The organism is Cellulomonas sp. P4_B5_2, assembly GCF_056402235.1.
In genome coordinates this window covers 1-11,952 of the sequence record NZ_JBFUHU010000118.1, presented here as the reverse complement: position 1 = coordinate 11,952, position 11,952 = coordinate 1, and the positions used below count along the sequence as shown (strand labels likewise).

Annotated in this window: 12 protein-coding genes and 1 pseudogene; 9 read left to right on the top strand and 4 right to left on the bottom strand. The window is 73.0% G+C overall.

Annotation, left to right across the window (positions count from 1 at the left end; genetic code table 11):
• Positions 1-114: 114 nt before the first annotated feature.
• The 3 genes from AC1DUQ_RS10440 to AC1DUQ_RS10430 form a co-directional block, all read right to left on the bottom strand.
• Positions 115-1,122 carry an ABC transporter ATP-binding protein gene (locus AC1DUQ_RS10440; protein ID WP_477059629.1) on the bottom strand — a complete coding sequence of 336 codons (1,008 nt, stop codon included), beginning with the start codon at positions 1,120-1,122 and terminating at the stop codon, positions 115-117.
• 171 nt (positions 1,123-1,293) lie between these two features.
• The gene (locus AC1DUQ_RS10435; RefSeq protein ID WP_477059630.1) at positions 1,294-1,956 is read right to left on the bottom strand and encodes a PadR family transcriptional regulator; all 663 of its coding nucleotides are present in this window, start codon (positions 1,954-1,956) and stop codon (positions 1,294-1,296) included.
• 100 nt (positions 1,957-2,056) lie between these two features.
• Positions 2,057-2,983 (bottom strand): NADP-dependent oxidoreductase, encoded by a 927-nt coding sequence (locus tag AC1DUQ_RS10430; RefSeq protein ID WP_477059631.1) that lies wholly within the window; start codon positions 2,981-2,983, stop codon positions 2,057-2,059.
• A gap of 142 nt (positions 2,984-3,125) precedes the next feature.
• Here AC1DUQ_RS10430 and AC1DUQ_RS10425 point away from each other — a divergent pair, with 142 nt between their 5' ends.
• From AC1DUQ_RS10425 to AC1DUQ_RS10415, 3 genes are read left to right on the top strand one after another with little or no spacing between them, the layout of a single operon-like run.
• Positions 3,126-5,426 carry an esterase-like activity of phytase family protein gene (locus AC1DUQ_RS10425; protein ID WP_477073751.1) on the top strand — a complete coding sequence of 767 codons (2,301 nt, stop codon included), beginning with the start codon at positions 3,126-3,128 and terminating at the stop codon, positions 5,424-5,426.
• A gap of 23 nt (positions 5,427-5,449) precedes the next feature.
• Entirely contained in the window at positions 5,450-5,941 is a 492-nt protein-coding gene (locus AC1DUQ_RS10420) for a low molecular weight protein-tyrosine-phosphatase (RefSeq protein ID WP_477059633.1), read from the top strand.
• Between the two features lie 7 nt (positions 5,942-5,948).
• Complete coding sequence (locus AC1DUQ_RS10415) at positions 5,949-6,431, top strand: glutathione peroxidase (RefSeq protein ID WP_477060792.1); 483 nt, start codon at positions 5,949-5,951, stop codon at positions 6,429-6,431.
• Here AC1DUQ_RS10415 and AC1DUQ_RS10410 read toward each other — a convergent pair.
• Positions 6,428-7,423, bottom strand: a complete 996-nt coding sequence (locus AC1DUQ_RS10410) for a magnesium and cobalt transport protein CorA (RefSeq protein ID WP_477073750.1) — start codon at positions 7,421-7,423, stop codon at positions 6,428-6,430. The two genes, AC1DUQ_RS10415 and AC1DUQ_RS10410, sit on opposite strands and share 4 nt — an antisense overlap.
• 102 nt (positions 7,424-7,525) lie before the next feature.
• Here AC1DUQ_RS10410 and AC1DUQ_RS10405 point away from each other — a divergent pair, with 102 nt between their 5' ends.
• From AC1DUQ_RS10405 to AC1DUQ_RS10380, 6 genes and pseudogenes are all read left to right on the top strand, one after another.
• The gene (locus AC1DUQ_RS10405) at positions 7,526-7,699 is read left to right on the top strand and encodes a YegP family protein (protein WP_082610719.1); all 174 of its coding nucleotides are present in this window, start codon (positions 7,526-7,528) and stop codon (positions 7,697-7,699) included.
• Between the two features lie 55 nt (positions 7,700-7,754).
• Positions 7,755-8,915, top strand: coding sequence for a pyridoxal phosphate-dependent aminotransferase (locus AC1DUQ_RS10400; RefSeq protein WP_477059635.1), 1,161 nt, complete (start codon positions 7,755-7,757; stop codon positions 8,913-8,915).
• 24 nt (positions 8,916-8,939) lie between these two features.
• Positions 8,940-9,998, top strand: coding sequence for a lactate/malate family dehydrogenase (locus AC1DUQ_RS10395; protein ID WP_477059636.1), 1,059 nt, complete (start codon positions 8,940-8,942; stop codon positions 9,996-9,998).
• Complete coding sequence (locus tag AC1DUQ_RS10390; RefSeq protein WP_477059637.1) at positions 9,995-10,465, top strand: ACT domain-containing protein; 471 nt, start codon at positions 9,995-9,997, stop codon at positions 10,463-10,465. Before AC1DUQ_RS10395 ends, AC1DUQ_RS10390 begins: the two co-directional genes overlap by 4 nt.
• Positions 10,466-10,475: 10 nt before the next feature.
• Entirely contained in the window at positions 10,476-11,585 is a 1,110-nt protein-coding gene (locus AC1DUQ_RS10385; protein ID WP_477059638.1) for a ThiF family adenylyltransferase, read from the top strand.
• 2 nt (positions 11,586-11,587) lie between these two features.
• Positions 11,588-11,952: pseudogene (locus tag AC1DUQ_RS10380) on the top strand (molybdopterin molybdotransferase MoeA); the annotation flags it as partial.

Genomic DNA, 11,952 nt, shown 5'->3' with positions numbered 1-11,952 from the left:
GGCCCCACGGCTGCCGGATCGCGTCCACCGTCCAGCGGCGGGTGACCTCGACGGTCTGCGTGACCCACGACGCGCGGGTCGGCGTGGTGACGGGACGAGTGACGGTGAGCGTGCTCATCGGGCGACCTCCTTCGAGGCGACGTCTGCCGACGTCCACGAGCGGCCGGCGTGCCGCAGGTAGACGTCGTCGAGGGTGGGGCGGGAGACCGCGACGGCTCCGTGCCGAACGCCCGCCGCCTGCAGGGCGGAGATGACGGTGCCGACGACGGCCGGTCCGTCGGTGGTGCGTGCGACGAGGCGACCGGTCGGCCCCTCGACGTGGACGACGACCTCGCGCAGCGCGGTGATCGGCGCGACCGCGGACCGCACGAGGTCGGGGGTCGGCTCGACCAGGTCGACCGTGAGCGTGTCCCCTTCGAGCGTGGCCTTCAGCGCGTCCGGGGAACCGAACGCGACCACCCGGCCCCGGTCCACGATCGTCAACCCGTCGGCCAGTCGATCCGCCTCCTCGAGGTAGTGGGTGGTGAGCACGACGGTCAGCGAGTCCTCACCCGCGAGCCGTCGGATTTCCGCCCACATCGCGGCGCGCGCCTCCGGGTCGAGCCCGGTGGTGGGCTCGTCGAGGAACAGGACCTGCGGGGTGCCCACGAGACCGAGTGCCACGTCGAGCTTGCGCCGGGTGCCTCCGGAGAGCTTGCCTGCGCCACGGTCGGCGGCCCCGGCCAGCCCGAACCGGTCGACGAGGGCAGCTGCCCGGTCGGACGAGGCGGCTCGGGACAGCCCCCGCAGCCGCGCGGCCATGACGAGGTTCTCGCGCGGGCTGAGCAGCGGGTCGGCGCCCGTGCCCTGCGAGACGTAGCCGATGCTGCGGCGGACGGTGTCGGCCTCCCGCACGACGTCGCGCCCGCCCACGCGGGCGACCCCGGACGTGGCGCGCGCGAGGGTGGTGAGCACCTTCGTGGTGGTGGACTTGCCGGCTCCGTTGGGTCCGAGCAGCCCGTGCACGGTGCCGCCGGGGATGCTGAGCGTGAGGCCGTCGAGGGCTCGGACGTCCGGTCGGCCGCGGCCGCCGGGGTAGGTCTTGACGAGGTCGAGTGCCTCGACCACGGGTGCTGCGGGCATGGTGCCGCCTTCGGTCGTGCCGTCCGTTCCTTCCGGCCAGAACGGCGGGTGGTCCGACCGAGCTGCCACCTATGCTGATTCGTGCGGCGGATCGCACAGGTGCCCTCACGGGTCCCGGTCGGTTCGTGGTGGTCGGCCCGGGTGTTCCAGCACCTGGGCCGACCTTCTTCTCTACGGAGGGCTCAGATAGGGCGCGAGCGCCTCCGCAAGCTCATCGGGATCCAACCGGCCGTGCGTGCTGGCGCGTTGGTGCAGGTCACGCCACAGATCGACGCCCTCGAACGACCCGTCCGCGATGCTCGTCGCGAGCGCGGTGACGAACCCGAGCTCGGCGCGGACGATGGTGACCTCGTACTCGCTCTCCAGCGAGAAGATCGCCGGCAGGCCCATCGCACGCGCGTCGACCAGCCCGCTCTCCAAGCCGGCGATCTGCCGCTCGAGCGAGGTCTGCCGCAGGTGCAGCAGCCGGACGACGTCGTCGGGACCCAGCAGCGGCAGGAACGACAGCGCGGCCTCGAACTGCGGGAACTCCTTGGCCGGCGTGCGGACCAGGTCGGTCAGCCAGTCGATGGCCTCCGTGGCGCCCGCGTCCGTGATCCGGTACACCGTGCGCGTCGGGCGGTTGCCCTCCCGCTCGGTGGACGCGGCCTCGATCAGCCTTTGCTTCACCAGCGAGTCGACCACCGAGTACAGCGAGCCGAAGTTCAGCCGGACCGACTCGTCCTTGCGGCGCTCGCGCAGGGTCATCGACATCTCGTACGGGTGCATCGGGCGTTCCCACAGGAGCGCGAGCACGGCGAGGGCCAGTGGGTTGTTCCGGCTGCGCGGTGCCATGGCTCCTCCTGCTCCAGTTCGAATGCTCGATCCAGAATATATCTCGACTAGTACGCGGCCCGCACCCTCGCTGAGGATGCGGGCCGTCGTCGTGGAAGAGTCAGTCGACGCGGACGACGACCTTGCCGCGGACGTGACCGGTCTGGCTGGCCTCGTGGGCTGCGGCGGCGTCGGCCAGCTCGAACACCTCGGCGACGTCGACCTTCACGGTGCCCGCGTCGATCAGGGCTGCGAGGGCGTCGAGGTCCGCGGTGCTCGGCCGGACCCAGACGTAGTGGCCGCCGAGCTCATCGCGCGCGGCGGCGTCGACGATCGAGGCCACGACCCCGCCGTCGGCCAGCAGGGCCTTCGAGGTCTCGACGAGGTCGTCACCACCGAAGTCGAGAACGACGTCGATGCCGTCGGGCACCAGCGCGCGGACGCGGTCGGCCAGCCCGTCGCCGTACTCCACGGGCTCGGCGCCGAGGTCGCGCAGGTACTCGTGGTTGCGCGCGGACGCCGTGCCGATCACCCGGGCGCCCACCGAGCGGGCGATCTGCACGGCGAACGCGCCGACCCCGCCCGCGGCGGCGTGCACGAGGACGGTCTGACCGTCGCGGACGCCGGCTCGTCGGATCGCCTGGAACGCGGTCAGGCCGGCCAGCGGCACGGCCGCAGCCTCCTCGAACGAGAGGGTCGACGGCTTGCGCGCRAGGGTCCGCACGGGTGCGGCGACGTACTCCGCGAACGTGCCGCCCTGCACCCAGTCGCGGCGCACGTAGCCGTAGACCTCGTCGCCGACCTGGTACTCGGGGGTGTCGAGGCCGACGCGCTCGACCACGCCGGCCACGTCCCAGCCGGGGACCGCGGGGAACGTCACRTCCATGATCTCGTCGAGGTACCCGGCCCGGACCTTCCAGTCGACGGGGTTGACCGACGCGGCGCGCACGCGGACGAGCACGCTGTCGGGGCCGACCTTCGGGGTGGGCTGCTCGGTGAGCTCGAGGACGTCGGACGCGCCGTAGCGGGAGTAGGTGATGGCTCGCATGCTCCCGACAACCGGGCGACGACGGGCCGTGATTCCCTCCGTGGCAAACGTCACGTCGCCGCCCACCCCTGTTCACCTGCCTGCCGCAACTCGGACATCCGCCCTGGTCACCCTCGGTGCACACCGATCGAAGGGGACCTCGATGCCGTACGCCCGCCGCACCCTTGCCGCGCTGACCTGCACCGCCGTGCTCTGCGCGGGCCTGGGAGCGACCGCCGCGGCGGCGCACCCCCAGCCGTCCCCCCAGGCTGTGTTCCACCGCCTCGCCACGTACCCCGTCTACCTGAACCGCCCGGCGGACGTGCCGGCAGCGGACCCGACCGTCGCGGAGATCTCCGCAGTCAGCGAGGACGGTCGGACGTTCATCCACACCGACGCGCTCGCGGGCCGGATCGGCTTCGTCGACCTGACGGACCCGGCGAAGCCGCGGGGCCTGGGCACGCTCGACCTGGCGGCGGACCTCGGGGTGGGCGACCACGCGGAGCCGACGTCGGTGGCCGTGGTCGGCGGCTACGTGCTCGTCGTCGTCGACACGTCCGAGAGCTTCACGAATCCGTCGGGACTGCTCGCGGTGATCGACCTGGCCACGCACGCGCTGGTGCGGACGATCGACCTCGGCGGCCAGCCCGACTCGATCGCGCTCACGCCTGACAAGACGCACGCGGCGATCGCGATCGAGAACCAGCGCGACGAGGACGCGAAGCCGACGGGCGGCGCCAAGGGCGATCTGCCGCAGCTGCCCGGCGGGTTCCTGCAGCTCGTGGACCTGCTCGGGACCGACCCCGCGACCTGGACCACCCGGGCGGTGCCGTTCACGGCGGACGCGCTCGCCGGGCTCGACACCCCGCAGGACCCGGAGCCGGAGTACGTCGCGATCGACCCCACGGGAACCACGGTCGCGGTGACCCTGCAGGAGAACAACGGCGTCGCGCTCGTCGACATCGCCTCCGGGGCCGTCTCGCGCGTGTTCAGCGCGGGCAGCGTCGCGGTGACCGGCATCGACACCGCGCAGGACGGTGTGATCAACCAGACCGGGTCCATCCCGGCCACGCCGCGCGAGCCCGACGCCGTCGCGTGGCTCGACGCGACGCACCTGGCGACGGCGAACGAGGGCGACTGGAAGGGCGGCACCCGCGGGTGGACCGTCTTCGACACCTCCGGCGCGGTGGTCTGGGACGCCGGTGCGGAGCTCSAGCGGCTGGCCGTCCGGACCGGGCTGCACTCCGAGTCGCGCGCCGGGAAGAAGGGCGTCGAGATCGAAGGGCTGGCGGTCGCGACCCTCGGCGGGAAGCGGTACGCGTTCGTCGGCTCCGAGCGGTCGAACTTCGTCGCGGTGTACGACGTGGACGACGCCGCGCACCCGCGGTTCGTCCAGGTGCTGGCGACGACCAACGGGCCGGAAGGCATCCTGCCGGTRCCGTCGCGGGACCTGCTGCTGGTCTCCAGCGAGACCGATGACGCGTCGGTCCTGGTCCGCTCGTCGGTGACCGTCTTCGGGCGTGGCAAGGCCTACGCCCGGACCGGCGGCGCCCCGCAGTTCCCGAGCGTCGTCTCCGCCGACGACGCTGCGGGCAACCCGATCGGCTGGGGCGCTCTCGGCGCGCTGAGTGCGGACCCGACCGACAAGAAGCACCTGTGGACGGCGTCGGACGCGGCCTACTCCACGGCGCACCTGCTCCGGCTCGACGTGTCGCGGACGCCGGCGGTGATCGACCGCGACGTCGTCGTGACGCAGGGGGGCACGGCGGCGTCGCTGGACATCGAGGGCGTCTCGGCCCGTCGGCGGGGCGGCTTCTGGCTGGGGTCCGAGGGGGCGACGGGCGCGGCGAACGCGCTGGTCCGCACCGACGCGAGCGGCGCGATCCAGCAGACGGTGCCGCTGCCCGCGGACGTCTCGGCGGGGCTGAGCAAGTGGGGCATCGAGGGCGTCGCCGCCACGGAGGACTCCCGCGGCGAGCACGTGTGGGTCGCGCTCCAGCGCGGGCTCACCGGCGACGAGACCCGGGCGCGCATCGGCCGCTACGACGTCCGCACCGGGACCTGGGCGTGGTTCGCCTACCCGCTGGGCACGACGACGACCGCCGGCGACTGGATCGGCCTGTCGGAGATCACGGTCGTGGACCGCGACACGCTCGCGGTCGTCGAGCGCGACAAGCTCAACGGCCCGGACGCGAAGGTCAAGGCCGTCTACACGGTGCGGATCCCGGCCAGGGACCCCGCACCGGGCACCGTCGGCACGCTGACCAAGACGCTGGTCCGCGACCTGGTCCCGGACCTGCGGGCGACCAACGGGTGGACGCAGGAGAAGCTCGAGGGCCTGACCATCGGTGGCGACGGCCAGGTCTACGCGATCACGGACAACGACGGGCTCAAGGACGCCTCCGGCGAGACCGTGCTCCTGCGGCTCGGCCCGGCGGCGAAGGTGTTCCGGGCGCACAGGTGACGTCGAGCGGCGATCATGGCGGGATGCCCACCCCGTACTCCGTCATGGTCGTCTGCACCGGCAACATCTGCCGCTCCCCGATGGCCGAGGTGGTCCTGCGCGAGCGGTTCGCCGCCGCCGGGCTCGCCGACCAGGTGGTCGTCGACTCGACGGGCATCAGCGCCGAGGAGCACGGCAACCCGGTGGACCGTCGCGCGCGGGCCGTCCTGCTGGGCCATGGCTACCCCGCCGGTGACGGGCACCGGGCGCGTCAGGTGCGGGCCGGTGACGACCGAGACCTGGTGCTGGCCATGACGAACGCGCACGCGCGGGCGCTGCGGCGGCTGGACGTCGAGCCGGTGCTCTTCCGCTCGTTCGACCCGGTGGCGGCCGGCGACCTCGACGTCGCCGACCCCTGGTACGGCGGCGCGCAGGACTTCGAGGACTGCCTCGCCCAGATCGAGGCCGCGGCCGACGGGATCGTCGAGCACGTCCGCGCGGAGCTGGGGAATGCGCAGGTCAGTCGCCATGGTTGACCGAGGCATGTCCCTCGACGAGATCCCGCTGACCACCCTCAAGGGCGAGCCCACGACGTTCGGCGCGTACGCGGACAAGGTCAAGCTGGTGGTCAACGTGGCCTCCCGGTGCGGCCTGGCCCCGCAGTACGAGACGCTCGAGCGGCTCCAGAAGACCTACGGCGACCGCGGGTTCACGGTCCTGGGCTTCCCCAGCAACCAGTTCCTCCAGGAGCTCGGCTCCGAGGAGGCCATCGCGGAGTACTGCTCGGCGACGTGGGGCGTGACGTTCCCGATGTTCGAGAAGGTCAAGGTCAACGGCAGGCACCAGCACCCGCTGTACGCCGCGCTGACCACGACCCCGGACGCGTCGGGCAAGGCCGGCCGGGTCACGTGGAACTTCGAGAAGTTCGTCGTCACGCCGGACGGGTCGGTGCACCGGTTCCGCCCGCAGACGTCCCCGGACGCGCCCGAGATCGTCGAGCTGATCGAGTCGTCCCTGCCCGGCTAGAGCCAGCGGTTGCGTCGGAAGGCTCGGTGCAGGCCGACGCAGACGACGCCGATCCCGGCCAGCACGATCCAGAACCCGAGCGACCAGTCCGAGGCGGGCAGGTAGTCGAAGTTCATCCCGTACASGCCGGCGAWCRYGGTSGGCACCRSGGCGATSGCCGCCCACGCGGAGATCTTGCGCATGTCGGAGTTCTGCTGGACCGTCACGCGGTTCTGCTCGACGCTCACCTGCGCGAGGTCGGCCTGCATGACGCCAGTGAGCAGGGCGTCGGCGGCCTCGATGAGCTCCGCGGCCCGCAGGGCGTGGTCCTGGACGTCCCGGAAGTACGGGCGTGAGTAGGCGGGGATGCAGGGCACCTGCTGCTCGGCCAGCCGGGTCAGCGGCTGGACCAGCGGCACGACCGCGCGCCGGAACTGCTGCACCTCGCGCTTGAGCTTGTAGATCCGCTCGGCGTGGTCGCTGCCCGGGTCGTCACCGAACACCTGGTCCTCGATCTGGTCCAGGTCCTCGTCGATCGCCGCGGTGACGTCGAGGTACTGGTCGACGGCCTTGTCCAGGATCCCGTGCAGCACCGCGGGCGGGCCGTGCTGCAGCATCTCGGGGTCGGCCTCCAGCGCCGCCCGCACCTGCGCCGGGATCGTCGTGTCGCCGTGCCGGACCACGATGACGAACCGCTCGCCCAGGAAGATCGCGAGCTCGGTGACCTCGACCACCTCGACGTGGTCGACGTAGTGCACGGGCTTGACCACCGCGAACGTGACCCCGCCGTACTGCTCGAGCTTGGGCCGCTGGTGGGCCCGGATGGCGTCGTCGATCGCCAGCTGCGGGAGCTCGAAGCCCTTGGCGAGCTGGTCGAACTCCTCGGCGGTGGGCTCCACCAGGCCGATCCACACGAACCCGTCCTCCGCCTCGGCCTCCTGCAGGGCCAGGCGCAGGTCATCGATGTGGTGCCGCCGGCGTCCGGCGGAGTAGAGCGCGCAGTCCACGATCACGAGACGAAGGCTAGACCGCGCGCTCCTGGCCCTGGCGCGACAGACTGGCAGGGCCGTCGACGAACGCCGGCGGCACCCGCGGAAGAACTCCCGGAGGTTGTCGTGAAGTTCGAGATCTACAAGGACAAGGCGGGCGAGTTCCGGTTCCGGATCGTCGCGACCAACGGCAACGTCCTCGCGTCCAGCGAGGGCTACTCGGCGAAGGCGTCGGCCCAGAACGCCATCGACCGCATCAAGTCCGACGCAGCGGGAGCGGACACCGTCGACAACAGCTGATCGATTGCCGCACGGGTCCGGCGCCGAAGCCGAGCCCGTGCGCCACGATGAGCCCATGAAGGTTGCCGCCCGCGCCCACGTCCCACCGTTCGCCGTGATGGAGATCCTGGCCGCCGCCAACGCGCGCAAGGCCGCGGGCGAGGATGTGCTGAACCTCTGCGCGGGCGAGCCGTCGACGGGGGCGTCGGAGGTCGTGCGGCAGCGCGCGATCGACCTGCTGACCTCGGGCGACCTCGGGTACACCGAGTCGCTGGGGTCTCCGGCACTGCGCGCGGCGATCGCGCAGCACTACCGCGACACCTACGACGTCGGCGTGGAGCCCGGCCGGGTCGCCGTCACCACCGGCTCGTCCGGCGGCTTCGTGCTCGCGTTCCTCGCGGCGTTCGACGTCGGCGACCGGGTGGCGCTCGCGGTCCCCGGCTACCCCGCGTACGCCAACATCCTCGCGGCCCTCGGGTGCGAGGTCGTGGTGGTCCCGTGCGGCCCGGAGACCCGGTACCAGCCGACCGTCGCGCAGCTCGAGGCCCTGGACCCACCGGTCGAGGGGCTCGTGATCGCCAGCCCGGCCAACCCGACCGGCACGATGATCGACCCGGACGAGCTCGCCGCGATCGCGGACTGGTGCGCGGGGAACGGCGTGCGGCTGATCAGCGACGAGATCTACCACGGGATCACCTACGGCTCCGAGGCGACGGCCACCGCCGCCCGGTACCTGGACCGCGGTGCCGTCGTCGTGAACTCGTTCTCCAAGTACTGGGCGATGACCGGCTGGCGGCTCGGCTGGCTGGTGCTCCCCGACGACCTGGTCACGACCGTCGACGCGCTCGCGGGCAACGTCGCCCTCTGCCCGCCGGCGCTGGCCCAGCACGCCGGGGTCGCCGCGTTCAGCCCGGCCGGGTACGCCGCCGCGCGGGAGAACGTCGAGCGCTACGCAGCGGCCCGCGCGCACCTGCTCGACCGGCTGCCGGAGCTCGGCTGGGCGCGCATCGCCCCGGCCGACGGCGCGTTCTACCTGTACGGCGACATCTCCGCGAGCGGCCTGGACTCGATCACCTGGTGCGCGCGGCTGCTGGACGAGGCCGGGGTCGCCCTCACGCCGGGCACCGACTTCGATCCGGTCGACGGGCACCACTGGGTGCGGCTCTCGTTCGCGTCGTCGGTGGACGTGGTGCGGCAGGCCGTGGACCGGATCGTCGCCTGGCAGCGTTCGCTGTAACACGAGCCCCCTACAGTCACGGCCATGGACGTGGCGGTGCTCGGCGCGACGGGCGATGTGGGACGGCAGATCTGTACGCAGCTGGTGGAGCGGCGGATCCTGCCGACGAGCTCGCGGCTGCAGCTGGTCGGTCGGCTCGACGGTGCCTCCGGCCGCGCGGTGCACGGGCTGCGCGCGGACCTCATCGACGCGTACGACGAGCACGCCCCGCTGCTCGACGTCGCCCTGGACCCGGCGGACGTGGTCGCGGACGTCGTGGTGGTCGCCGCGGGCGCGACCGCTCCGGCGTCGGCGGGTGCCCCGATGACCCGGGCGGAGCTCGCGGAGCAGAACCTGGCCGCGTTCACGGCCTACGCGGACGCGCTCGCCCGGTACGGCTCGGGGCAGGAGGTCGTGGTCGTGGTCTCCAACCCCGTCGAGCTCGGGGTCGCGGTCATGGCCTCCGCGCTGAAGCGGCACCGCGTGATCGGGATGGGCGCGTGGCTGGACACCCTGCGGTTCCGGCGGGAGATCGCGGTGTCGCTCGGGGTCCGACGCCACCGCGTGGCCGGGTTCGTGGCCGGGCAGCACGGGGACGACCTGGTGCCCCTCTGGTCGTCCGTGCGGATCAGCGGACTCGACGTGGACGAGCGGCGGCGGGCGGTGGCCACGTTGCGCGGCGGGCGCTCGCTCGACGGGTTCGGCGCGGAGATCGCGGACGCCAAGGCGCAGCTCGGGGCCATCCGGGACATCGGTGAGGCGTTCGCGCTCATCGACAGCTGGCCGCCGGACCTGCGGGTGGTCGCCCGCCCGTGGATGACGCACCAGAGCGGGGCCAAGACCGCTGCCGGCACCGCGAGCGCGACGATCGACCTGGTGGACACCATCCTCGACGGGCGGGACATCGTGGTCGCCGGGCAGGTGGCGCTTTCGGGTGAGGTGCTGGACCGCACCGGGGTGCTCGGCGTCCCCGTGGTGGTCGGGCAGGAGGGCTGGTCGCGGGTGCTGCTGGACGAGCCGGCGCCCGACGAGGTCCGCCGGCTGACGGCCGTGGCAGACCGGATCGACGCGGCGAACGCGCCGTGGCTGGGAGGCGGCGCATGATCTCCGACGACGACGACCGCTGGGTGGCGTTCGTCCGGGCGGACCACCGGACCGGCACCATCGCGGCGCTCGCCGGGGTGTTCGCCACGCGCGGCGTGAACTTCGAGTCGCTGGCCACCGGTGACGTCGCGGGCGACGACGGGCTGGTGGTCGTGACGTTCCGCACCAGTGAGCGCCGCCAGCGGGTGCTCGTCCGCAGCGTCGAGCGGCTGGACGCGGTTCGCAGCGTGCTGGTGCGCCGGGCCGAGGACCTGGGCGTCCGGGCCGCGGCCGTGGTGCACCTGCCCCGCACCGTCGACTTCCGGCCGCCGAAGCATGCGGCCGTGAGCTGGTCGGGCTCGTCGCTGCTGGGTCAGCCCGTGCTGGTCGAGGGGCCGCTGGTGGACGTCGAGGCGGTCGTGGCCGCGGCGCGTGCTGCGGGTGCCCTGTCCGAGGCGACGGTCATCCAGCCGCCCGCCGCGACGTAGGTTGGATCTCGTGCCTCTGTCCGCCCTGGTCCCCCCGGGTCCGCCCCTGACCCTTGCGCAGACCGAGCGCGGGTCCCGCCACCTCCTCCTCGCGGAGATCGGCGTCGACGGCCAGCGCCGGCTGCGCAACGCCCGGGTGCTCGTGGTCGGTGCGGGTGGCCTGGGTGCCCCGGTGCTCCAGTACCTCGCGGCGGCCGGTGTCGGGACGATCGGGATCGTCGACGACGACGTGGTCGACGTCAGCAACCTGCAGCGCCAGGTCATCCACGGGTCGGCCGACGTGGGCCGCCACAAGGTCGACAGCGCGCGCGACTCGGTCACCGCCCTCGACCCGGACATCCGCGTCGTGGCTCATCGCACGCGCCTGACCAGCGAGAACGTCGACGAGATCCTGCGCGGCTACGACGTCGTCGTCGACGGCACCGACAACTTCCCCACCCGCTACCTGGTCAACGACGCCTGCGTCCGGCTCGGCCTGCCCGAGGTGTGGGGGTCCGTGCTGCGGTTCGACGCCCAGACCACCGTGTTCTGGGGGCGGGCGGGCGTGGAGCTGCGCGACCTGTTCCCCTCGCCGCCCGCGCCCGACGAGGTCCCGTCCTGCGCCGAGGCAGGCGTGCTCGGCGCGCTCTGCGGGCAGGTCGGCTCCGTCATGGCCACCGAGGTGGTCAAGCTGATCACCGGCACCGGCGAGAGCCTGCTCGGCCGCGTGCTCGTCATCGACGCCCTGCGCGGCCGATGGACCGAGATCCCCCTCGTACCCCGCCGACCGGTACCCGCAACGACCCCGGAGGTCCCTCCCATGTCCGACGTCCCCGTCGTCACCGCCCCCGAGCTGGTCCGCCGACTGGCCGCCCGCGAGGCCGGCACCGACGACTTCCTGCTCATCGATGTCCGCGAGCCCGCCGAGCACGCCCAGGCGTCCATCCCGGGCGCGGTGCTCGTGCCGCTGGGCACCCTGTTCGACGGCTCCGCGCTGGCCGGCCTGCCGCACGACCGGGAGATCGTCGTGCACTGCCAGGTGGGCGCCCGCTCCCTGACCGCGGCGCAGATCCTGCGCGGCGCGGGGTTCGACGCCTCGAACGTCGACGGCGGGATCCTGGCCTGGATGGACGCCAGCTGACCGTGCGCTCCCTCACCGAGCACCGCGCGGCCGCCCTCGCGCTGGCCTCGCCCCTGCCCGCGGTCGAGGTGCTCCTCGACGACGCGGACGGCCTCGTGGTCGCCGACGACCTGCGCACCGACGAGCCGCTGCCCCGCTGGGACAACTCCGCGATGGACGGGTACGCCGTGCGCCACGAGGACGTGGTCGACCTGCCGGCGACCCTCCGGGTGGTGGCGGACCTGCCCGCGGGCACGGCCGACGAGCCCGTGGTCGGTCCGGGCACCGCGGCGCGGATCATGACGGGTGCGCCGGTCCCCGCAGGCGCGGACACGATCGTGCCGGTCGAGCTGACGGACGCCGGCACCGCGACCGTGCGGGTGCGCGA

What these genes read in the sequence shown, in the direction of transcription:
- AC1DUQ_RS10440 (WP_477059629.1), bottom strand. Translation starts at nt 1,122, where the DNA reads ATGCCCGCAGCACCCGTGGTCGAGGCACTCGACCTCGTCAAGACCTAC.
- AC1DUQ_RS10435 (WP_477059630.1), bottom strand. Translation starts at nt 1,956, where the DNA reads ATGGCACCGCGCAGCCGGAACAACCCACTGGCCCTCGCCGTGCTCGCG.
- AC1DUQ_RS10420 (WP_477059633.1), top strand. Translation starts at nt 5,450, where the DNA reads ATGCCCACCCCGTACTCCGTCATGGTCGTCTGCACCGGCAACATCTGC.
- AC1DUQ_RS10415 (WP_477060792.1), top strand. Translation starts at nt 5,949, where the DNA reads ATGTCCCTCGACGAGATCCCGCTGACCACCCTCAAGGGCGAGCCCACG.
- AC1DUQ_RS10400 (WP_477059635.1), top strand. Translation starts at nt 7,755, where the DNA reads ATGAAGGTTGCCGCCCGCGCCCACGTCCCACCGTTCGCCGTGATGGAG.
- AC1DUQ_RS10395 (WP_477059636.1), top strand. Translation starts at nt 8,940, where the DNA reads ATGGACGTGGCGGTGCTCGGCGCGACGGGCGATGTGGGACGGCAGATC.
- AC1DUQ_RS10390 (WP_477059637.1), top strand. Translation starts at nt 9,995, where the DNA reads ATGATCTCCGACGACGACGACCGCTGGGTGGCGTTCGTCCGGGCGGAC.